We start from the raw sequence: 22,204 nt of genomic DNA on the forward strand, positions 1-22,204 counted from the left end.
AAAAAAAGACAATCGGGTGTTTCAGGGATTGAGGCGGCAGCCTTGGCGTTCGTTTTGCCACTGCGCGCTGTTGCTGCGGCCCATGCCGCTGACGGTGATGGTTTTGCTGGCAGGGTCATCGGTGAAGGTGCTGGTGGGCAGCCATTGTTTTACATAGCCACGGCAGTATTGCGCATCGTTGTTCATCACGTACCGGCAGGAACAATATTCCTTGGCGGTGTAGGCGCTGATGATGTCGGGGAAAGCCCATAGATTTTCCCGCTCATAAAAACCCCAGCCGAGCAGCACGACCAGCAGCAACAGCAAAAAGCGCTTCATGGCTGCACCGCCTTCAGCACGCGTTTGAGCAATTCGTTGTGCCGATAGCTGCTGTCGCGATCATCGCCATAGCGCACAATCACCAGTTTCTCGCTGGGCATCACATACAGCGCCTGGCCCCAATGGCCGAGGGCGGCGAAGGTATCGGGCGGAGCGTCGGGCCACGGCGAGGCGGCGCCATCGACCGGGAAATTGAGCCACCATTGGCCGCCGGGCACCGCTTCGTCCTGATGAGCGTGATAGCCGGCGAAAGGTTTGAGGTTGAACGCGAGCCAATCCCCGGGCAGTAACTGCCGGTCATTCCAGCGCCCATCGCGGGCCATCAGCAGACCCACACGCGCCAGATCCCGCGCGGTGAGGTAGGCATAGGAGGACGCGACAAACGTGCCGGTGGCGTCGCGTTCCCACACCGCGTGGCGAATGCCCAACGGTTCGAACAGCGCCATCCATGGATAGTCCGGATAGCGCTGCGGGCCGACGATGGTTTTCAACGCTGCCGCCAACAGATTGCTGTCGCCGCTGGAATAACGGAACGCCTGACCCGGTGCGGCGTAGGCGTCGTGATCGGCGGTGAACGCCGCCATGTCCTTGTGACCCCGGGTATAGAGCATTGCCACCACCGAGGATTTCAACGGCGCGTATTCGTAGTCTTCCTGCCAGTCGATGCCGGAGGCCCAGTGCAGCAGATCGGCGATTTTTATCGCTGGGTGTTTGGTCAGTGGCGGGTAGAACTTTGCGGCGGGATCTTCGAGTTGGAACAGGCCTTCGCCATACGCCACACCGAGGACGGTGGCCATCAGGCTTTTGCTGATCGACCAGGTCAGGTGCGGGGTTTGTTCGGTGGTCGCGCCGGCGTAGCGTTCGTAGATGATCTGGCCGTCGCGGATGATCAACAAGGCGTCGGTGCGGATGCCTTGGCGGGTGGCGTCATCGCGGGGCGGGAAGGCGTAATTTTCCAGCGCCCCGGTATCAGTGATCGTCGTGCCGATTGGCCACTGCTCGCCGGGCCATTGTTCGGCCTGAACGGTGAAGCAGATCAGCAGCAGAAACAGCAACAGACCTTTGCACATGGTGAGGGCTCTGGGAAGAAACCTGCTGAGACTAGTCGGGGTTGATGACAGATGTGTGGTGTTGTTGAGGCCGCCTTCGCGAGCAGGCTCACTCCCACAGTTGACCGAGTTCCTTCAGTTGGAATGCCATCAAACTGTGGGAGCGAGCTTGCTCGCGAAGGGGCCGATCAATTCACCGCCAAAGCCTTGGCCAAGCGCTTGGCCCGAGCCCCCGCCGCCAATTGCATCACCCCCTGATCGCGCTGCCACATCGCCGCCCACTCCGGATTACCGTCGCGCAACGCCTGACTCACCTCCCCCTCCAGCGCCGCAAACTGCGCAAACAGCCCACCCAGCAACACATGCCCGGCGGGATTGTTCGGCGGTTGCCGGCTCGCCTCGGCACCCCCGGCCAACAGCGCCAGCAAGCGCAATTGCAGCGCTTGCGGCCAGTCGCTGTCTTGCCCGACGCCATACAGCCACGCAGTCATCGCGCTCAGCACATAGACATCTTCCAGCGTGCGAAACGGTTTGACGTAGGCATCCCAACCATCGCCGGCGAGCAACTCGCACAACGCGCCGTCAAGCTGCAGCCGACCATGACTGATGTCCGGCATCAACGGCAGCGCCGGCAGTTTTTCCACGGTCACGCCGGGCTCGCCCGGATAGACCACGGCCAGACTCAGGCGCGGTGTTTCACCGGGTGCTTCACTGCGCGCGGCGATCAACAGCCAGTCCGCCGCATCGCCAGCGGTGACGAAATCCTTGCGTCCGTTCAGGCGCAAATCACTCAGCCTTGTGTGCATGTCCGCCGGACGCAGGCTGCGCTGTTCGGTCGCACACAAGGCACCGAGGCTCAGCGGTGCACTCGGCCACAACATGCGCAAAGCCGCTTGATAACCGACCAGAAACGCCAGCCCCGGCGTCGCCATCCGCCGCCCGCCCGCGACCGCCAATTCGAACGGTGTGACGTTGCCCAACTGATGCAACAACGTCGCAAAACCCTCCGCCAGGTCAGCAACGGCGGGCAATCGTTCACGGCGGTGCAGCAGATCTGGCCAGGGCATAAGAGGCTCCTTGTGGGCTGTCATATAAGCATCACCAAAGGTTCATGGCGATGACACCGGGGCTACATAGCCTGACTTTGCACAACACGGCTGCATAAAGAAAGTCGATCGGCTGCAACCCACGACGGGTTAAAGGCCCGTACGGAGATTCACATGACTCAGATCGCCCGCATCAGCGACACCGGCAATGAACGCCGCCTGCAAGCCGAACGCCTGATCGGCGCCGAGGCTCTGCAGCAAGCCCAGGCCTTGCGCTTCAACGTCTTCAGCGGCGAGTTCAACGCCAAACTGAAAGGCGCGGAACTGGGTCTGGACATGGATGATTATGATGTTCACTGCAGCCACATCGGCGTGCGTGATCTGAACACCGGCCGTTTGGTCGCGACCACGCGTTTGCTCGATCACACCGCCGCCAGCAGCCTGGGCAAGTTCTACAGTGAAGAAGAGTTCAGCCTGCACGGCCTCGCGCATCTGCAAGGCCCGATCCTCGAAATCGGCCGCACCTGCGTCGACCCGGCGTACCGCAACGGCGGCACCATCGCGGTGTTGTGGGGCGAGTTGGCCGAAGTGCTGAATCAGGGCGGCTACAGTTATTTGATGGGTTGCGCGAGCATCCCGATGCAGGACGGCGGCATTCAGGCCCACGCGATCATGCAGCGTCTGCGCGAACGGTATCTGTGCACCGAGCACCTGCGCGCCGAGCCGAAAAATCCGCTGCCGACGCTGGATATTCCCTCGAACGTGATCGCCGAAATGCCGCCATTGCTCAAGGCTTACATGCGTCTGGGCGCGAAGATCTGCGGCGAGCCGTGCTGGGACGAAGATTTCCAGGTCGCCGACGTGTTCATCCTGCTCAAGCGCGACGAACTCTGCCCACGCTACGCCAAGCACTTCAAGGCGGCCGTGTGATGAGCCGGTTGCGCGTGTACGCGCGGATCGCGCGGGTGCTGCTGGTGGTGTCGCTGGGGTTGACCATGGCCAGCGTCTTCGGCGTATTTGAACGGATTGGCCTGGCGCATTCGATGGAGCGGCGTCAGCGCTGGTCGCGCTTTTTCATGGCTCGCCTGAGCAACGCCCTGCCCTTTCGCGTGACCGTGCACGGTGAGCTGCCGAAACAGCCGATGCTGTGGGTCAGCAATCATGTGTCGTGGACCGACATTCCATTGCTGGGGATGCTCACGCCGCTGTCATTTCTGTCCAAGGCCGAAGTGCGCACCTGGCCAGTCGCCGGTTGGCTGGCGGCGAAGGCCGGCAGCCTGTTCATTCGTCGCGGTTCGGGCGATAGCCAGTTGATCCGCAAGCAGATGACCCGTCACCTGCAAACCGAGCATGCATTACTGATGTTCCCGGAAGGCACCACCACCGACGGCCGCTCGCTGCGTACCTTTCATGGTCGCTTGTTGTCGGCGGCGATTGATTCCGAGGTGATGCTGCAACCGGTCGCGATCCGTTATCTGCGTGGCGGCAAAATCGATGCGCTGGCGCCGTTCATTGGTGACGATGATTTGCTCTCACATCTGATGCGTTTGTTCAGCAACGATTGCGGTGATGTTGAAGTGCACATTCTCAAGCCGATGGCCTGTCAGGGTCGTGAGCGTGCGGCGTTGGCATTCGAGGCGCAGCAGGCGGTGCAGAAAGCGTTGTTTGGTGAGGTGGCGAAACCGGCCGATCCACGTCGCACCGGCGAACTGATTGCCGCCTGAAAACACACTTCCCCCTGTGGGAGCGAGCTTGCTCGCGAAAGCGGTATGTCATTCAAAGTTGATGTTGGCTGACACGACGCCTTCGCGAGCAAGCTCGCTCCCACATTGGTTTTATGTCATTGACGGGTTTTGGGCGAAGTCCTGGAGTTGGGGGTAGAACAGGCGGAAGTCTTCGCTCAACGGCTCGTACAGCCGCCGCAATTCCTGCATCGCCCCCGCCAGTTCTTCCGGCCGGGTCAGTCGCCGCGAGATCCCGCGCAACACCTGCTCCAGCACCTCAAACTCCTGATACGAACCCAACCAGTCATTGGCGACCATGTGCGGGGCGATCTTCGCCAGCCGCTCGGGCAGTTGCCGTTCTTGAGTCAGCACCCGATAAACGTCAGCGGTGAAAACCTCCAGCGGCTGATCGGCATACAACCGCCAGTCCCGCGCCAGGCAATGATCGAAAAACACATCGAGCACGATCCCGGCATAACGCCGGCGCGTATCGGAAAACCGTCCCAGTGCGACGTCCACCAGCGGATGGCGATCGGTGAACACGTCAATCCGGCGATGCAGCTGAATGGCCGCCTCAATCTCCGGGGCAAATTGCCCTTGCAGCCGGCCTTTGACGAAATCGCCATACAGACTGCCGAGCAGTTGCCCAGGGCGCTGGCCACCGAGGTGTAAATGTGCGAGATAGTTCATGGGCGCAGCTTAGCACTGCGGCCCATAAGCCATACACCCATGTATCGTTATAACGCGATATACCAATTTATGCTGACGTCAGATCAAAATCATATTGGTGTATCGCGATCTAACGATTTATATTTCGCCAAATCGCGATATAGCGTTGTACACATGATGAGCACCCTGCCATGAACCTCGACCTCGACGAAATAATAAAAGCCCTGGCGCACCCAGTACGACGAGACATCCTCAACTGGCTGAAAGACCCGAAAGGCGAATTCCCGGAACAGTTGCACAACCACGAGTACGGCATCTGCGCCGGGCAGATCGATCAACGCTGCGGCTTGTCGCAGTCGACCGTTTCGGCACACCTCGCAACGTTGCAGCGCGCCGGTCTGATCAGCAGCCAGAAGGCCGGTCAATGGCACTTTTTCAAACGTAACGAGGACGTGATCCAGGCGTTCCTCAGCACCCTCAGTAAAGAGCTCTGACCCTTAACGTCAGCCAGCCGACAAGGAAACCTGCATGCCCCTCTCGCTACTCATCCTCGCCTTGAGCGCCTTCGCCATCGGCACCACCGAATTCGTCATCATGGGCCTGCTGCCCGATGTGGCGGCCGACCTCGGTGTGTCGATTCCCGGCGCCGGCTGGCTGGTGACCGGTTACGCCTTGGGCGTGGCCATCGGTGCGCCGTTCATGGCCATGGCCACCGCCAAACTGCCACGTAAAGCCGCACTGGTGGCGTTGATGGGCATCTTTATTGTCGGCAACCTGCTGTGTGCGATTGCCAGTGATTACAACGTGCTGATGTTTGCCCGTGTGATCACCGCGCTGTGCCACGGTGCGTTCTTTGGTATCGGTTCGGTGGTGGCGGCCAATCTGGTGCCGGCCAACAAACGTGCTTCGGCGGTGGCGTTGATGTTCACCGGTCTGACGTTGGCCAACGTCCTTGGCGTGCCGCTGGGCACTGCGTTGGGTCAACAGTACGGTTGGCGTTCGACCTTCTGGGCCGTCACCGTCATCGGCGTGATTGCACTGATCGGCCTGATCCGTTTCCTGCCAGCCAAACGTGACGAAGAAAAACTCGACATGCGCGCCGAACTCGCCGCCCTCAAAGGTGCCGGGATCTGGCTGTCGCTGAGCATGACCGCGTTGTTCGCTGCCTCCGTCTTCACCCTGTTCACCTACGTCGCTCCGCTGCTCGGCGAAGTCACCGGCGTGTCGCCGCGTGGCGTGACCTGGACGCTGATGCTGATCGGCCTGGGCCTGACGGTCGGCAACATCATCGGCGGCAAACTCGCCGACAAAGGCATGGCCGCCACGCTGATCGGCGTGTTCATCGCCATGGCCGTGGTCTCCACCGTGCTGACCTGGACCAGCGTCGCGCTGATCCCCACCGAAATCACCCTGTTCCTCTGGGCCACCGCATGTTTCGCCGCCGTGCCGGCGCTGCAAGTCAATGTGGTGACCTTCGGCAAAGCCGCACCGAACCTGGTTTCGACCCTGAACATCGGCGCGTTCAACGTCGGTAACGCCCTCGGCGCCTGGGTCGGCGGCAGCGTCATCGCCCACGGCTACGGCCTGACCAGCGTGCCGCTCGCCGCTGCCGCGCTGGCCGTGCTCGCCCTGCTGGTGACCCTGATTACTTTCCGTCAGAACGGCAATGCCGATCTGGCCCCCGCTACTCACTGATTAACTTTCACTTACGAGGGTTGTAGACATGGCAACTATTTTTGATCCGATCAAACTCGGCGACGTCGAACTGGCTAACCGCATCATCATGGCCCCGCTGACCCGCTGCCGCGCCGACGAAGGCCGCGTACCGAACGCGCTGATGGCTGAATACTACGTACAGCGCGCTTCCGCCGGCCTGATCCTCAGCGAAGCCACTTCGGTAACGCCAATGGGTGTCGGCTACCCGGACACCCCGGGCATCTGGTCCAACGACCAAGTGCGCGGCTGGGCCAACGTGACCAAAGCGATTCACGCTGCCGGCGGCAAGATCTTCCTGCAACTGTGGCACGTCGGCCGGGTTTCTCATTCGTCGTATCTGAACGGTGAAGCGCCGGTGGCACCGAGCGCGATCCAGCCGAAAGGCCACGTCAGCCTGGTGCGCCCACTGGCCGACTACCCAACCCCACGTGCACTGGAAAGCGCTGAAATCGCCGACATCGTCGACGCCTACCGCACCGGTGCCGAAAACGCCAAGGCCGCCGGTTTCGACGGCGTGGAAATCCACGGCGCCAACGGTTACCTGCTCGACCAGTTCCTGCAAAGCAGCACCAACCAGCGCACCGACAACTACGGCGGCTCGCTGGAAAACCGTGCGCGCCTGCTGCTGGAAGTGACGGACGCCGCGATCGAAGTCTGGGGCGCTGGCCGTGTCGGTGTGCACCTGGCACCGCGCGCCGACTCCCACGACATGGGTGATGACAACCTGGCGGAAACCTTCACCTACGTCGCACGTGAACTGGGCAAACGCGGCATCGCGTTCATCTGCTCCCGTGAGAAAGAAGGCGCCGACAGCCTCGGCCCGCAACTGAAAGAAGCTTTTGGTGGCCCGTACATCGCCAACGAACGCTTCACCAAGGCCAGCGCCAACGAGTGGCTGGCCAGCGGCAAGGCTGACGCTGTGGCGTTCGGCGTGCCGTTCATTGCCAACCCGGATCTGCCGGCGCGTTTGCAGGCGGATGCGCCGTTGAATGATGCGCGTCCAGAGCTGTTCTATGCCAAGGGCCCGGTGGGTTATATCGACTATCCGACGCTGTAATAGGCAACACGCAGAAACGCGAAAGCCCCCGACTTGTGAGAGTTGGGGGCTTTTTTGTGTTCGGCGGGAGAGTGATTGTGCGGCTAAATACGTAGCCCCTCACCCCAGCCCTCTCCCAGGGGAGAGGGAGCCGATCGGGGGATGTTCGAAACCTGAGGTCGGCTGGATTTTTCAGGTCGGTGTATCTCGCAAGAACACCCCGGTCAGCCCCCTCTACCTCTGGGAGACGGTTAGGGTGAGGGCAAGCGGCTCACACTCATTCACACAGAAGACACAAATTCCCTACAAAATGCGTAGCTCGCTACGTTTAAACTCCCCGCCGCGAACGTATGGATCAGTGCAGGCCGATTGACATAACCTGTGCCAATTACGCATTTTGTTTCATTTGCGCAGGCTGGGGCTCAAGCGCAGCATATCCAACCCTGTATCGACCCAACGCTCGGCCTCGGCATGCAGCTCAAAGCTGTCCGGCGCCAGAAGCCATCCATACAGCAGGCCATCGATGTAAGCGTGAATGCTGATGGCCGCGCGGGCAGTGTCGAGATCTTCCGGCAACTGGCCGCGATTCACCGCATTACGCAGGGTCAGCCCGATGCGCTCATTGCATTCGAGACTGGCCACCCGGCGCTGCTGGCGCAAATCGCACATTTCATCGGTGAACTCGCACTTATGAAACAGAATTTCGTTGATACGCCGGGTTTTCGGGTCCAGCGCAACTTGATGAAACAAATGAATCAGCAATTTGCGCATGCAGCCCAGCGGATCAAGTTCGTCTTCGCTCTCGCTGGCCTTGGCCAACTCATCCAGCGGCTCGTGCAAGCTGTCGAGCATGGCCTGCACCAAATCGGCCTTGTTGCTGAAATGCCAATAGATGGCGCCGCGGGTGACGCCGGCCATTGTCGCAATGTCGGCCAAGGTCGTACGCGCAACGCCCCTTTCATAAAAGGCTTTCTCCGCCGCTTCCAGAATCTGGCTACGGGTTTCTTGAGCTTCCTCTTTGGTACGACGGACCATGGCAGTAAAACCTCAAACAGGATGTTTCAGGGATGGCTGAATATCCGCTGAATAAAGTGGGGGCGATCTCTCATGAATCGGCTCCCCGGCCTACAATTTCAAACCTTGCGACGAGTTTTGTAACAGGGTGGGTACGACGCCAAGGTGTTTACAAACAACCATGAACGTAAGTATATTCCTTAGCAAGCTACTTATCCACCCGGTACCCTTTTTTTACCCTTCCACACTTCTTGTGCGCTTTTCGCGCGCCTGACCCGAGGATCTTCATGCAATTCAAGCCAGCTGTTACCGCTCTGGTCACTGCCGTCGCCCTGGCATCGCTGCTCAGCGGATGTAAAAAGGAAGAAGCGGCACCGGCCGCTCCACCGCCTCAGGTCGGCGTCGTCACCCTGCAACCACAAGCGTTTACCCTCACCTCCGAACTGCCGGGCCGCACCAGTGCGTACCGCATCGCGGAAGTTCGACCGCAGGTCAACGGCATCATTCTCAAGCGTCTGTTCAAGGAAGGCGGCGATGTCAAAGCCGGCCAGCAGCTGTATCAGATCGATCCGTCGGTCTATGAAGCGACCCTGAAAAGCGCCGAAGCCAATCTGCGTTCGACCAAGTCGATCTCCGATCGCTACAAGCAATTGGTCGATGAGCAGGCCGTCAGCCGTCAGGAATACGACACGGCCGTGTCCAACCGCATGGAATCGGAAGCGTCCTTGCAGAGCGCGCAGATCAACGTGCGTTACACCAAGGTTTACGCGCCGATCTCCGGTCGCATTGGCCGCTCTTCGGTCACCGAAGGCGCACTGGTCAGCAATGGCCAGGCCGACGCGATGGCGACGATCCAGCAACTGGACCCGATCTACGTTGACGTTACCCAGTCTTCGGTTGAACTGCTGGAACTGCGCCGCGAGCTGGAAAGCGGCCGCCTGCAAAAATCCGGCGACAACGCCGCCGCGGTCAAACTGACCCTGGAAGACGGCAGCCAGTACAAGCTCGACGGTAAGCTGGAATTCTCCGAAGTCACGGTCGACCCGACTACCGGTTCGGTGACCCTGCGCGCAGTGTTCCCGAACCCGGATCACACCCTGTTGCCGGGCATGTTCGTCCGCGCCCAGTTGCAGGCCGGGGTCAACGCTGCCGCCATTCTGGCACCGCAGCAAGGCGTGACCCGTGACCTCAAAGGCACCCCGACCGCGCTGGTCGTTGGCGCCGATAACAAGGTCGAACTGCGTCAGCTCAAGGCCAGCCGCACGGTCGGCAGCCAGTGGTTGATCGAAGATGGCCTGAAGGCCGGCGATCGTCTGATTACCGAAGGCCTGCAATACGTGCGCCCAGGTGTTCAGGTGAACCCGACCGAAGCCACCAATGTCGCGAAAAAGAACCCGGCACCCGCTCAGGCAGCTGATAAAGCCTACGGCGGCAAAGGGGAGTAACTCATGTCAAAATTCTTCATCGACCGTCCGATTTTCGCCTGGGTAATTGCCCTGGTGATCATGTTGGTCGGGGCACTTTCGATCCTGAAATTGCCGATCAACCAATACCCGAGCATTGCGCCACCGGCCATTGCGATCTCCGTGACCTACCCGGGCGCCTCGGCGCAAACCGTGCAGGACACCGTGGTCCAGGTGATCGAGCAGCAGCTCAACGGTATCGACAACCTGCGTTATGTGTCCTCGGAAAGTAACTCCGACGGCAGCATGACCATCACCGCGACCTTCGAGCAAGGCACCAACTCCGACACCGCGCAGGTGCAGGTTCAGAACAAGCTGAACCTCGCCACCCCGCTGTTGCCGCAGGAAGTGCAGCAACAAGGTATCCGTGTCACCAAGGCAGTGAAAAACTTCCTCCTGGTGATCGGCGTGGTATCGCGTGACGGCAGCATGACCAAGGACGATCTGTCCAACTACATCGTGTCGAACATGCAGGACCCGATCTCGCGCACCGCCGGTGTCGGTGACTTCCAGGTCTTCGGTGCCCAGTACGCGATGCGCATCTGGCTCGACCCGGCCAAGTTGAACAAGTACAACCTGACCCCGGCGGATGTCAGCTCGGCGATCACCGCGCAGAACGTCCAGGTGTCTTCCGGTCAGCTCGGTGGTTTGCCGGCGCTGCCAGGCCAGCAACTCAACGCGACGATCATCGGCAAGACGCGTCTGCAGACTGCCGAGCAGTTCAAGGCGATTCTGCTGAAGGTCAATCAGGATGGCTCGCAAGTGCACATCGGTGATGTCGCCGATGTCGGTCTGGGTGGTGAGAACTCGACCATCTCGGCGCAGTTCAACGGCAAGCCGTCTTCCGGTCTTGCGGTAAAACTGGCCAACGGCGCCAACGCCCTCGACACCGCCAAAGCCCTGCGCAAGACGATTGACGAGCTCAAGCCGTTCTTCCCGGAAGGCATGGAAGTGGTGTTCCCGTACGACACCACGCCGGTGGTGACCGAATCGATCAAGGGTGTGGTTGAAACCCTGGTCGAAGCGATCGTGCTGGTGTTCCTGGTGATGTTCCTGTTCCTGCAGAACTTCCGCGCCACCGTCATCACCACGATGACTGTGCCGGTGGTATTGCTGGGGACGTTCGGCATCCTCGCCGCGTTCGGTTTCAGCATCAACACCCTGACCATGTTCGGTATGGTGCTGGCCATCGGCTTGCTGGTGGATGACGCCATCGTCGTGGTGGAAAACGTCGAGCGGGTGATGAGCGAAGAAGGCTTGTCACCGAAGGAAGCGACCAAGAAATCCATGGGCCAGATCCAGGGCGCACTGGTCGGTATCGCCCTGGTGCTGTCGGCCGTATTGCTGCCGATGGCGTTCTTCAGCGGTTCCACCGGTGTGATCTACAAGCAGTTCTCGATCACCATCGTTTCGGCCATGGCCCTGTCGGTGATGGTCGCACTGATCTTCACCCCGGCCCTTTGCGCGACCATGCTCAAAGCGATTCCGAAAGGTGAGCACGGCACGCCGAAGAAAGGTTTCTTTGGCTGGTTCAACCGGACCTTCGACAGTGGTGTCAGAAAGTACGAGCGCGGCGTTGGCAACATGCTGTCGCGCAAGGCTCCATACCTGCTGGCGTACCTGCTGATCGTGGTTGGCATGATCTGGCTGTTCACGCGCATTCCAACCGCGTTCCTGCCGGAAGAAGACCAGGGCGTTCTCTTCGCCCAGGTGCAGACCCCGGCCGGTTCCAGTGCTGAACGTACGCAAGTCGTGATCGACGAAATGCGTTCCTACCTGCTGGAGAAAGAGTCGGGCGCGGTCGCCTCGGTGTTCACCGTGAACGGCTTCAACTTCGCCGGTCGTGGGCAGAGCTCGGGTCTGGCGTTCATCATGCTCAAGCCGTGGGACGAGCGTGATGCGAGCAACAGCGTGTTTGCCCTGGCACAACGTGCGCAGCAGCACTTCTTCACCTTCCGCGACGCGATGGTGTTTGCCTTCGCCCCGCCAGCGGTACTGGAGTTGGGTAACGCCACCGGTTTCGACGTGTTCCTGCAAGACCGTGCCGGTATCGGTCACGACAAGCTGATGGAAGCGCGCAACCAGTTCCTCGGCATGGCCGCGCAAAGCAAGGTGCTCTACCAGGTGCGTCCGAACGGCCTGAACGATGAGCCGCAATACCACCTGGAAATCGACGATGCGAAAGCCCGCGCCCTCGGCGTGAGCATTTCCGACATCAACAGCACCCTGTCGATCTCCTTCGGTAGTAGCTACGTCAACGACTTCATCGACCGTGGTCGGGTGAAGAAGGTGTACGTGCAAGGTCAGGCCGGTGCTCGCATGAGCCCTGAAGACTTGAAGAAGTGGTACGTGCGCAACAGCGCCGGGACCATGGTGCCGTTCTCCGCATTCGCCAAGGGCGAGTGGATCTACGGCTCGCCGAAACTGGCGCGTTACAACGGTGTAGAAGCAATGGAGATCCTTGGTTCTCCGGCGCCGGGTTACTCCACCGGTGAAGCGATGGCCGAAGTCGAAGCGATTGCCAAGAAGCTGCCGGCCGGTGTCGGTATCTCCTGGACCGGTCTGTCCTATGAGGAACGTCTGTCGGGTTCGCAGGCGCCGGCGCTTTACGCGCTGTCGCTGCTGATGGTGTTCCTGTGTCTGGCGGCGCTGTACGAGAGCTGGTCGATTCCGATCGCCGTTATGCTCGTGGTACCGCTGGGGATCATCGGTGCGCTGCTGGCCACCAGCCTGCGCGGTCTGTCCAACGACGTGTACTTCCAGGTAGGTCTGTTGACGACCATCGGTCTGGCGGCTAAAAACGCCATTCTGATCGTCGAATTCGCCAAGGAACTGCATGAACAAGGGCGCAGCCTGCGCGATGCGGCGATCGAAGCGTGCCGCATGCGTCTGCGACCGATCATCATGACCTCGCTGGCCTTCGTCCTCGGTGTTGTACCGTTGGCGATCTCCACTGGCGCCGGTTCAGGCAGTCAACATGCGATCGGTACGGGCGTGATTGGCGGTATGCTCACGGCCACGATCCTGGCGATCTTCTGGGTCCCACTGTTCTTCGTTACGGTTTCGTCCATGGGCCAGCGTAAAATCGCTGACGAGGATGAAACGACTGAAACTCCTAAAGAGGCTGGCCAATGAGCAAGTCGCTACTCTCCATCGCAGTCGCCGCCTTCGTGCTGAGCGGTTGCTCGCTGATACCTGATTATCAGCAGCCTGAGGCTCCGGTCGCAGGCCAATACCCACAAGGGCCGGCGTACTCGCCGGCCCAGGCTCCGGCGCAGGCCGCTGCCGAGCAGGGCTGGAAGCAGTTTTTCCATGACCCGGCGCTGCAACAGCTGATCCAGGTGTCGCTGGAAAACAATCGCGACCTGCGTGTCGCGGCGCTGAACATCGACGCTTACGCGGCTCAATACCGCATCCAGCGTGCCGACCTGTTCCCGGCGGTTTCGGCCAATGCCAACGGCAGCCGTCAGCGGGTTCCGGCCCGTGCCTCGCAGACCGGTGATTCGACCATCACCAGCTCCTACTCGGCCACCGTCGGCATCAGCGCCTACGAACTCGACCTGTTCGGTCGCGTTCGCAGCCTGAGCGAGCAAGCGTTGCAACAATACTTCGCTACTGAAGAAGCGCGTCGCAGCACCCAGATCAGTCTGGTCGCCAGCGTTGCCAACGCTTATCTGACCTGGCAAGCGGACAAGGAACTGCTCAAGCTGACCCAAGACACCCTCGGTGCCTTCGAAGAAAGCTACAAGCTGACCAGCCGCAGCAACGAAGTCGGTGTCGCGTCGGCGCTGGATCTGGCGCAGTCGCGCACTTCGGTGGAAAACGCCCGTGCACAACTGGCGCGTTATACCCGCCAGGTCGCGCAGGACGAAAACAGCCTGACGCTGCTGCTCGGCACCGGTATTCCGGCCAATCTGCAAGCGGCCAAACCGCTGTCCGATGACCTGCTCAGCGACGTCCCGGCCGGTCTGCCTTCGGACCTGCTGCAACGTCGTCCGGACATTCTGCAAGCCGAGTACAACCTGAAAGCGGCCAACGCCAACATCGGCGCGGCCCGTGCTGCGTTCTTCCCGAGCATCAGCCTGACCGCCAACGCGGGCAGCCTGAGCCCGGACCTGTCCGGCCTGTTCAAGGGTGGTTCGGGGACGTGGCTGTTCCAGCCGCAGATCAACCTGCCGATCTTCAACGCCGGCAGCCTGCGCGCCAGCCTCGACGCCGCCAAGATCCAGAAGGACATTGGCGTGGCGAACTACGAGAAGTCCATTCAAACGGCCTTCCAGGAAGTCGCCGATGGCCTGGCCGCCCGCCAGACCTACACCGAGCAACTGCAAGCGCAGCGTGACTTCGTTCAGGCCAACCAGGATTACTACCGCCTGGCCGAACGTCGTTACCGCATCGGTGTCGACAGCAACCTGACCTTCCTCGATGCCCAGCGTCAGCTGTTCAGCGCGCAACAAGCGCTGATCACCGACCGCCTCGCGCAGCTGACCAGTGCGGTCAACCTGTACAAGGCCCTGGGCGGTGGCTGGAATGCGCAAACCGCGCAGAACGAACCGCTGAAAGAAGAAGCACCGAAGATGAAGTTGTTCTGATCATCTGCTGAATACAAGAAGCCCACCGCTTGGTGGGCTTTTTGTTGCCTGTTAGAAAGGTGTGTTGTCTGGGCTGGCCCTTTCGCGAGCAGGCTCGCTCCGACAGGGGAGCGCATTCCAAAGGTGGGAGCGAGCCTGCTCGCGAAGAGGCCCTCACAGACACCATAAAATCCAACTGAATCTTGCGTTCGATAATCGCCCAAAACCCGCTTTTGCCAATTGAATCCAAACATCCGCCCACCGCACCATTCGATCAACAAAACCAATAACAACAGGTTCGACACCATGCTCCCGCGCCCCGCTCCGTCCGGCTGATCGCCCCGCTTCACCCCCTGAACTCATCGCATTTCTGCACCGCAAAAAAACGGCCGCAGCGCCCCCGTTCGCCTTAAAAAAACAAGAGAGCCCCCCGCCATGACAACCTCCCCTGCGCCCTACGCATTCCCCGGCCTGATCGCCCTGGCCCTGGCTGGCGCGGCGCTGCCCGCTGCGGCTGAAGAAGCCGGTTTCATCGAAGGGGCGAAGGTCAACCTCAACCTGCGCAACTTCTACATCAACCGCAACTTCACCAACCCGACCAAGGCGCAGGGCAAGGCTGAAGAGTGGACGCAAAACTTCATCCTCGACGCCAAGTCCGGCTTCACCCAGGGCACCGTCGGTTTCGGTATGGACGTGCTCGGTCTGTATTCGGTGAAGCTCGATGGCGGCAAAGGCACGGGTGGCACGCAGTTGCTGCCGCTGGACCATGACGGCCGCCCGGCCGACAACTTCGGCCGCACCAACGTCGCCTTCAAGGCCAAGCTTTCCCAGACCGAAGTGAAGGTCGGCGAGTGGATGCCCGTGCTGCCGATCCTGCGTTCGGACGACGGTCGCTCGTTGCCGCAAACCTTCCGTGGCGGGCAGATCACCTCGAAGGAAATCGACGGCCTGACGCTCTACGGCGGCCAGTTCCGCGCCAACAGCCCACGTGACGACAGCAGCATGAGCGACATGTCGATGACCGGCAAAGCGGCGTTCACCTCTGATCGTTTCAACTTTCAGGGCGGTGAATACGTGTTCAACGAAAAACGCACACAAATCGGCCTGTGGAATGCTGAACTCAAAGACATCTACAGCCAGCAATACGTCAATCTGATCCACAGCCAGCCGCTCGGCGACTGGACGCTGGGCGCCAACCTCGGTTTCTTCTACGGCAAGGATGACGGCAGCGCCCGCGCCGGCGACCTCGACAACAAAACCTGGTCGGGCATGTTCTCCGCCAAATACGGCGGCAGCACCTTCTATGTCGGCCTGCAAAAACTCACCGGCGACAGCGCGTGGATGCGGGTCAACGGCACCAGTGGCGGTACTTTGGCCAACGACAGTTACAACGCCAGTTACGACAACGCGCAGGAACGCTCCTGGCAATTGCGCCATGACTACAACTTCGCCGCGCTCGGCATCCCCGGCCTGACCCTGATGAACCGCTATATCAGCGGCGACAACGTGCACACCGGGACCGTCACCGACGGCAAGGAATGGGGCCGCGAGTCGGAACTGGGCTACACCGTGCAGAGTGGCGCGCTGAAGGACCTGAACGTCAGATGGCGCAACTCGACCATGCGCCGGGACTTCAGCAACAACGAATTCGATGAGAACCGCTTGATCGTCAGCTACCCGATCAGCCTTCTCTGACCACCGACATTCCCCTCCTGTGGGAGCGAACCTGCTCGCGAAAGCGGTGCATCCGTCAACATCTCTGTTGGATGTGAAGCCGCCTTCGCGAGCAGGCTCGCTCGCACATTTGATCTCCTACCGGCAGTTAATTGCCATCCGTCAGGAGAAGTGGTGATTTGCCGGCCGGCGGGTAGAGTGGCAAAACCTGAAGGACTCAGGCGCTTCACCCTTCCCGCTTCCGTCGTCGTAGTCGGTCCTCATGTTGTGAACCAGGTTGTCATCGGAAGACACCGCCGATCACCGGAGGACCCCCTCATGATCTCTCGTCTCACCGCAGCACCCGACTGGGACGCCAAGGCGTACCAGCAGTTTTCCCGTCTCAGGCAACGCCCGGTCAATGAATTGCTCGACCGTGTCGACCTGCAAAACCCTCAACGCATTTACGACCTGGGCTGCGGCACCGGCATTGCCACGCAATTACTGGCCAAGCGTTGGCCAAGGGCGCAGTTGCTGGGCATCGACAGTTCCGCGCAGATGCTTGAAGAAGCACGGTGCCTGCCGATCAAGGCCTTATGGAAACAGTGCGACCTGCTCGACTGGCAACCTGAGCATTCGGCAGATTTGCTGTTCGCCGCCGCCGTGCTGCACTTTATCGACGGCCATCAGACGCTGCTGCCGCGCCTGCTCGGCCAGCTCAACCCGGGCGGTTGCCTGGCGGCGCACATGCCCGACTGGCGTGATGCGTTGTGGTATCGGCTGATGCTCGACACTCTCGAAGACGCCGGCCCGGGCGGCACGCCGTTGGGCACACCGCAACTGCGCCAGCGCATGGCGGCGCGGCCGTTGTTGGCGCTGGAGGATTACTACCGTTTGCTCGCGCCAATGACCACGTCGCTGGATATCTGGGAAACCGAGCAGTTGCAGGTGGTCGACGGCAAATCGCCGATTTATGACTGGGTGAAGGTCTCGGCGCTGCGGCCGGTGATGCAGGCGCTGGATTCAGCGGAGCAGGCGCGGTTTATCTATCACTATCTGATGCGGGTGCATAAGCATTATCCGCAGGAGGCGGATGGGCATACGTTGTTTGCGTTCAAGCGGATATTTATTGTCGCCAGGGTTTGAATGAGTTGTGCTGATTGATGTGCAACGGCGTCTGCCCCCTTCGCGAGCAAGCTCGCTCCCACATTGGAATGCGTTCCCCTGTGGGAGCGAGCTTGCTCGCGAAGATGTCAGCTCAGGCGCCGTCACTCCCGGGATTCGACACCCAACTCATCCCATACCGACTCGGCCAAATGAAACGTCGCATTCGCCGCCGGTATCCCGCAGTAGATCGCACTCTGCATGATCACTTCCTTGATCTCGCCCCGGCTCACCCCGTTATTCGCCGCCGCCCGCAAATGCAGTTTCAGTTCACCTTCGCGGTTCATGCCGATCAGCATCGCGATGGTGATCAGGCTGCGTGTGTGCCGAGGCAAGCCCGGACGTGTCCAGATATCGCCCCAGGCATGCCGGGTGATCATCTCCTGAAACTCCGAGTTGAACTCGGTCAACGTGGTCAGGCTGCGATCGACATGCGCATCACCGAGTACCGCGCGGCGCACTTGCATGCCGTCGTCGTAACGTTGTTTCTCGTCCACGAAAATCCCCTTATCAAGCCTTAAGAAACGCCAACACGCGATCGCTGAAAGCCGCGCCAGCCTGCACATTCGACAGATGCGCCGCATAGAACTCGGCGTACTCGGCACCGCGCACGTGTTCCTGAATGAAATGCCCACCGGACGGCGGCGTCACCGCATCTTCAGTGCCGGCAATCACCAGCAACGGCACATTGATCGACGCCAGTTGCTCACGGAAATCGGCATCACGCACCGCCGCGCAATTGGCCGCGTAACCTTCAGGCGAAGTCGCTGCGAGCATGTCAGTAATCTGCTTGGCAGTTGCTGGATGGGCTGCAGAAAAGTCCGGGGTAAACCAGCGGGCAATCGACGCATCGCGCAGCGCAACCATCGCCGCCGCGCCGTCACGCAGCACGGTTTCGATGCGTGGATTCCACACCGACGGATCGCCGATTTTTGCCGCCGTGTTGCAGACGATCAGCTTGTTCAACCGATGCCCGGCGTTGATCCCCAGCCATTGGCCGATCAAGCCGCCCATCGACAATCCGCAAAAATGCGCACGCTCAATGTGCAGCGCATCGAGCAAGCCGAGGACGTCGTGACCGAGTTGCTCGATGCTGTACGGCCCCGGCGTGACCAGCGATTGGCCGTGCCCGCGAGTGTCAAAACGCAGCACACGAAAGTGCTCGGTAAACGCCGGCATCTGTACGTCCCACATGTGCAGATCAGTGCCCAACGAATTGGACAACACCAGCACCGGCGCATCGACCGGGCCTTCAATTTGATAGTGCAGTTCGCCATCGGCGAGTTGAACGAAAGCCACAGCCCTCTCCTTTCAGACAGACAATGCGTTGTGTTCGGCCACCGCGCGCTCGACCCAGGTTTTGGCCTGACCGAGGTAATGGGCGGGGTTCAAAAGATCATCGAGTTCAGCGCTGCTCAACTCGGCGGTGACCTTGGGTTCGTCACCGAGCACGGCGCGCAAATGGCGTTGCTCGGCCACTGCGCGTTTGCAGCATTGTTCGAGCAGATGATGCGCGGTGTCGCGGCCGACCCGTTGCGCGAGCACAATGCTCACCGCTTCGGCGAGCACCAACCCTTGAGTCAAATCGAGGTTTCGGGCCATGCGCACGGCATCGACTTCCAGACACTCGGCGAGCAATTTCGCCTGTTGCAACGAACCGGAAACCAGGCAGCAAATCTCCGGCAGAGTTTCCCACTCGGCATGCCACAAGCCGAGGCTGCGTTCATGCTCTTGCGGCATCGCACTGAACAGCGTCGAAACCAGACCGGGCACACGTGTCGCTGCGCCAATCAACACCGCTGCGCCGACCGGATTGCGTTTGTGCGGCATGGTCGACGAGCCGCCCTTGCCCGGCGCTGAAGGTTCGAACACTTCCGCAGCTTCAGTCTGCATCAACAGGCTGATGTCGCGGCCGAATTTGCCGAGGCTGCCGGCGATCAAACCGAGCACCGCGCCGAACTCGACCACGCGATCACGCTGGGTGTGCCACGGTTGTTCGGGCAAGCTCAGTTGCAGTTCTTCGGCCAGCGCCTGGGCAATCGGCAAGGCCTGTTCGCCAAGTGCTGCGAGCGTGCCGGATGCGCCGCCGAATTGCAGCACCAGCAGACGCGGCTTGAGTTCGCGCAGACGCTGACGGCTGCGAGTCACCGCGCCCAACCACCCGGCGATTTTCATGCCGAGGGTGACCGGCGTCGCGTGCTGCAGCCAGGTACGCCCGGCCAGCGGCGTCGCAGCATGACGTTGTGCTTGAACAGCGAGAGAGTCAGCCAGTTGCGCCAGATCGCTTTCAATCAACTCCAGCGCCTGACGCAATTGCAGCACCAGCCCGGAATCCATCACGTCCTGACTGGTCGCGCCCAAATGCACATAACGCTCGGCTTCTGCGTCGCTGGCAGCAATCTGTTTGCCCAACGCCTTGACCAGCGGAATCGCCGAATTGCCGGCCGTGGCAATCGCCTCGCCCAGTGCCGCGAAGTCATACAGTCCCGCAGCGCACGCCGCCGCGATGGGCGCGACGGCAGACGCCGGAATCAAACCCACCCGTGCCTCGGCGCGGGCCAACGCGGCTTCAAAGTCGAGCATCGCCTGCACGCGGCCCTGATCGCAGAACACTTCGCGCATATCGCGGGCAGTGAAGTAGGCATCGAACAATTGATTGCCCGGTCGCTGAGTCATAAACAGTCCTTGCCGGCGCGGGCCATCACGGCCCGCGCGCATCGGGTTAGAGATCGTGGTGCAAGTACGCCGCCTGTTTCGGCAAGCGCAGGCTGAACAGGAACGCGATCGCCATCATGGCCGTCACGTACCAGTAGAAGGAGTTTTCCATGCCGATGTTCTTCAGGCTCAGCGCGACGAACTCCGCCGAACCGCCGAAGATTGCATTGGCCACCGCGTAGGCCAGACCAACGCCAAGGGCGCGCACCTCAGGCGGGAACATTTCGGCTTTCACCAGGCCGCTGATCGAGGTGTAGAAACTGACGATCGCCAGCGCCACGGTGATCAGCACAAATGCGAGGAACGGACTGCTGACGCTTTTCAGGCTCAACAGAATCGGCACGGTGAACAGCGTGCCGAGCGCGCCGAACCAGAGCATCGAATTACGTCGGCCGATCTTGTCGGCAAGCATGCCGAACAGTGGCTGCATGCACATATACAGGAACAGCGCGCCGGTCATGATGTAGCTGGCGGTCTTGGCGTGCATGCCGGCAGTGTTCACCAGGTACTTCTGCATGTAGGTGGTGAAGGTGTAGAAAATCAGCGAGCCACCGGCGGTGTAACCGAGCACGGTGATGAACGCGGCTTTGTGATCGCGAAACAGTGCGCTGATGCTGCCGGCGTCTTTGTGTCCGCGGGTTTCCTTGTTGGTGGTTTCTTTCAGCGAACGACGCAGGAACAGCGAAATCAGCGCCGCCACTGCGCCGACCACAAACGGAATCCGCCAGCCGTAGGCGCGCAGATCGTCTTCAGTGAGGAACTGTTGCAGGATTACCACCAGCGACACCGCCAACAGTTGCCCGCCGATCAGGGTCACGTACTGGAACGAGGCGAAAAATCCGCGCTGGCCCTTGAGCGCGACTTCGCTCATGTAAGTCGCGGTGGTGCCGTACTCGCCGCCGACCGACAGGCCTTGCAGCAAGCGTGCGAACAGCAGCAGCACCGGCGCCCAGACACCGATGTCCTTGTAGGTCGGCAGGCAGGCGATCAGCAACGAGCCAAAGCACATCATCAGAATCGAGATGAGCATCGAGTTCTTGCGCCCGTGCTTGTCCGCCACCCGGCCGAAAATCCAGCCACCGATCGGCCGCATCAGGAAACCGGCGGCGAACACGCCGGCGGTGTTGACCAGTTGCACCGTCGGGTTATCGGAAGGGAAAAACGCCGGGGCGAAATAGATCGCGCAAAAGGCGTAGACGTAGAAGTCGAACCATTCGACGAGGTTGCCGGACGAGGCGCCGACAATGGCAAAGATGCGCTTGCTGCGCTCTTCACCCGTGTAATGAGAGGTGGTGGTTGTCATTGTTTTTCACTCGATAGGGACAGTGAGAGTCTAGACATACTTTGCAACAGTCCCGTTCCACAGTTCCATCTGCAACACAGTTCTCCCCTGTGGGAGCGAGCCTGCTCGCGAAGAGGGAGTGTCAGACGACATTTATGTTGGCTGACCCACCGCTTTCGCGAGCAGGCTCGCTCCCACAGGGGATGGTGGTGATCTATTAATAATCGAAGAACACGGTCTCGGCGTCGGTGCCCTGCAAAATCACATTCCACTGGTAAACACCCGAGGCGTCCTTCTTCGCCAGCAACGTACTGCGGCGTTCAGCCGGGACGCATTCGAGCAACGGATCATCAACGTTGGCCGGCTCGCCCTCAAAGTAGATCCGCGTCAGCAAGTGCTTGACCAAGCCACGGGCGAACACCAACACCACCAGATGTGGCGCCTGGGTCGAGCCCTTCAAGCCTTCAACCGTACCCGGCTTGATCGTGGTGAAACGAAACCGCCCTTCAGCATCCACCGGCACCCTGCCAAAGCCTTCAAAATTCGGATCGAGCGGTTTGTCCTGCTCGTCTTCCGGGTGGTCATACTTGCCGGCAGCATTCGCTTGCCAGACTTCAAGCATGGCGTCGTTGACGACATCGCCATTGCCATCCACCACTTGCCCGGTGATCGCCACGCGCTCGCCGAGGGTTTGCTCGACGGTGAGGTCTTCGCGGTTCAGCCAGGTCAGGCCGATGTGGTAATACGGCCCGACGGTGTGGGACGTGGTCGCAGTCAGCGTCAT

The 22,204-nt window shown here is 60.6% G+C and carries 20 protein-coding genes; 10 read left to right on the plus strand and 10 right to left on the minus strand.

All coding sequences use genetic code 11. The annotated features are described in order from the left end of the window. Positions 1-21: 21 nt before the first annotated feature. The 3 genes from A8O26_RS21415 to A8O26_RS21425 all read right to left on the minus strand — a co-directional run bounded on the left by A8O26_RS21415 (position 22) and on the right by A8O26_RS21425 (position 2,434). Entirely contained in the window at positions 22-318 is a 297-nt protein-coding gene (locus tag A8O26_RS21415) for a hypothetical protein (protein WP_064119743.1), read from the minus strand. Next, positions 315-1,388 carry a serine hydrolase domain-containing protein gene (locus A8O26_RS21420; RefSeq protein WP_064119744.1) on the minus strand — a complete coding sequence of 358 codons (1,074 nt, stop codon included), beginning with the start codon at positions 1,386-1,388 and terminating at the stop codon, positions 315-317. The genes A8O26_RS21415 and A8O26_RS21420 overlap by 4 nt, the downstream gene beginning before the upstream one ends. Positions 1,389-1,555: 167 nt before the next feature. Beyond that, positions 1,556-2,434 (minus strand): acyl-CoA dehydrogenase family protein, encoded by an 879-nt coding sequence (locus A8O26_RS21425; protein WP_064119745.1) that lies wholly within the window; start codon positions 2,432-2,434, stop codon positions 1,556-1,558. Positions 2,435-2,587: 153 nt separating this feature from the next. On the opposite strand from A8O26_RS21425, the gene olsB reads away from it, so the two are divergent. Continuing rightward, positions 2,588-3,343, plus strand: coding sequence for an L-ornithine N(alpha)-acyltransferase (gene olsB / locus A8O26_RS21430; RefSeq protein ID WP_007916280.1), 756 nt, complete (start codon positions 2,588-2,590; stop codon positions 3,341-3,343). Then, positions 3,343-4,137: a lysophospholipid acyltransferase family protein gene (locus A8O26_RS21435; RefSeq protein ID WP_064119746.1), complete on the plus strand. Its 795-nt coding sequence runs from the start codon at positions 3,343-3,345 to the stop codon at positions 4,135-4,137. The genes olsB and A8O26_RS21435 overlap by 1 nt, the downstream gene beginning before the upstream one ends. Positions 4,138-4,248: 111 nt before the next feature. Here A8O26_RS21435 and A8O26_RS21440 read toward each other — a convergent pair whose 3' ends face one another. Further along, positions 4,249-4,827 carry an ACP phosphodiesterase gene (locus A8O26_RS21440; protein WP_064119747.1) on the minus strand — a complete coding sequence of 193 codons (579 nt, stop codon included), beginning with the start codon at positions 4,825-4,827 and terminating at the stop codon, positions 4,249-4,251. Positions 4,828-4,997: 170 nt separating this feature from the next. Here A8O26_RS21440 and A8O26_RS21445 point away from each other — a divergent pair, with 170 nt between their 5' ends. From A8O26_RS21445 to A8O26_RS21455, 3 genes are read left to right on the plus strand one after another with little or no spacing between them, the layout of a single operon-like run. After that, the gene (locus A8O26_RS21445; protein ID WP_016771327.1) at positions 4,998-5,300 is read left to right on the plus strand and encodes an ArsR/SmtB family transcription factor; all 303 of its coding nucleotides are present in this window, start codon (positions 4,998-5,000) and stop codon (positions 5,298-5,300) included. Between the two features lie 34 nt (positions 5,301-5,334). Continuing rightward, entirely contained in the window at positions 5,335-6,501 is a 1,167-nt protein-coding gene (locus A8O26_RS21450) for an MFS transporter (protein WP_064119748.1), read from the plus strand. Between the two features lie 28 nt (positions 6,502-6,529). After that, positions 6,530-7,579 (plus strand): alkene reductase, encoded by a 1,050-nt coding sequence (locus A8O26_RS21455; RefSeq protein WP_064119749.1) that lies wholly within the window; start codon positions 6,530-6,532, stop codon positions 7,577-7,579. A 381-nt stretch (positions 7,580-7,960) separates the two neighbouring features. Here A8O26_RS21455 and emhR read toward each other — a convergent pair whose 3' ends face one another. Further along, positions 7,961-8,593 (minus strand): efflux system transcriptional repressor EmhR, encoded by a 633-nt coding sequence (gene emhR / locus A8O26_RS21460; RefSeq protein ID WP_038358223.1) that lies wholly within the window; start codon positions 8,591-8,593, stop codon positions 7,961-7,963. Positions 8,594-8,859: 266 nt separating this feature from the next. Between emhR and A8O26_RS21465 the strand changes: the two genes are divergently transcribed. The 5 genes from A8O26_RS21465 to A8O26_RS21485 all read left to right on the plus strand — a co-directional run bounded on the left by A8O26_RS21465 (position 8,860) and on the right by A8O26_RS21485 (position 17,405). Next, positions 8,860-10,017, plus strand: coding sequence for an efflux RND transporter periplasmic adaptor subunit (locus tag A8O26_RS21465; RefSeq protein WP_064119750.1), 1,158 nt, complete (start codon positions 8,860-8,862; stop codon positions 10,015-10,017). A 3-nt stretch (positions 10,018-10,020) separates the two neighbouring features. Next, positions 10,021-13,170 (plus strand): efflux RND transporter permease subunit EmhB, encoded by a 3,150-nt coding sequence (gene emhB / locus A8O26_RS21470; RefSeq protein ID WP_064119751.1) that lies wholly within the window; start codon positions 10,021-10,023, stop codon positions 13,168-13,170. Then, positions 13,167-14,627, plus strand: a complete 1,461-nt coding sequence (emhC, locus tag A8O26_RS21475) for an efflux RND transporter outer membrane subunit EmhC (protein WP_064119752.1) — start codon at positions 13,167-13,169, stop codon at positions 14,625-14,627. Before emhB ends, emhC begins: the two co-directional genes overlap by 4 nt. 414 nt (positions 14,628-15,041) lie before the next feature. Next, a complete protein-coding gene (locus A8O26_RS21480) occupies positions 15,042-16,301 on the plus strand; it encodes an OprD family porin (RefSeq protein WP_064119753.1) in 1,260 nt (419 codons plus the stop codon). 297 nt (positions 16,302-16,598) lie between these two features. Next, positions 16,599-17,405 (plus strand): methyltransferase domain-containing protein, encoded by an 807-nt coding sequence (locus tag A8O26_RS21485; protein ID WP_064119754.1) that lies wholly within the window; start codon positions 16,599-16,601, stop codon positions 17,403-17,405. A gap of 122 nt (positions 17,406-17,527) precedes the next feature. Here A8O26_RS21485 and pcaC read toward each other — a convergent pair whose 3' ends face one another. The 5 genes from pcaC to pcaG form a co-directional block, all read right to left on the minus strand. Continuing rightward, the gene (pcaC, locus tag A8O26_RS21490; protein WP_025110738.1) at positions 17,528-17,920 is read right to left on the minus strand and encodes a 4-carboxymuconolactone decarboxylase; all 393 of its coding nucleotides are present in this window, start codon (positions 17,918-17,920) and stop codon (positions 17,528-17,530) included. 13 nt (positions 17,921-17,933) lie between these two features. After that, a complete protein-coding gene (pcaD, locus tag A8O26_RS21495; protein ID WP_064119755.1) occupies positions 17,934-18,722 on the minus strand; it encodes a 3-oxoadipate enol-lactonase in 789 nt (262 codons plus the stop codon). 12 nt (positions 18,723-18,734) lie between these two features. Continuing rightward, positions 18,735-20,099 (minus strand): 3-carboxy-cis,cis-muconate cycloisomerase, encoded by a 1,365-nt coding sequence (locus tag A8O26_RS21500; protein ID WP_064119756.1) that lies wholly within the window; start codon positions 20,097-20,099, stop codon positions 18,735-18,737. A 46-nt stretch (positions 20,100-20,145) separates the two neighbouring features. Continuing rightward, positions 20,146-21,441: an MFS family transporter gene (locus A8O26_RS21505; protein WP_064119757.1), complete on the minus strand. Its 1,296-nt coding sequence runs from the start codon at positions 21,439-21,441 to the stop codon at positions 20,146-20,148. Between the two features lie 196 nt (positions 21,442-21,637). Then, positions 21,638-22,204, minus strand: a complete 567-nt coding sequence (gene pcaG / locus A8O26_RS21510) for a protocatechuate 3,4-dioxygenase subunit alpha (protein WP_064119758.1) — start codon at positions 22,202-22,204, stop codon at positions 21,638-21,640.

Origin of the sequence: Pseudomonas fluorescens, from assembly GCF_001648775.1 — a bacterium.
GTDB classification, from domain to species: domain Bacteria; phylum Pseudomonadota; class Gammaproteobacteria; order Pseudomonadales; family Pseudomonadaceae; genus Aquipseudomonas; species Aquipseudomonas fluorescens_M.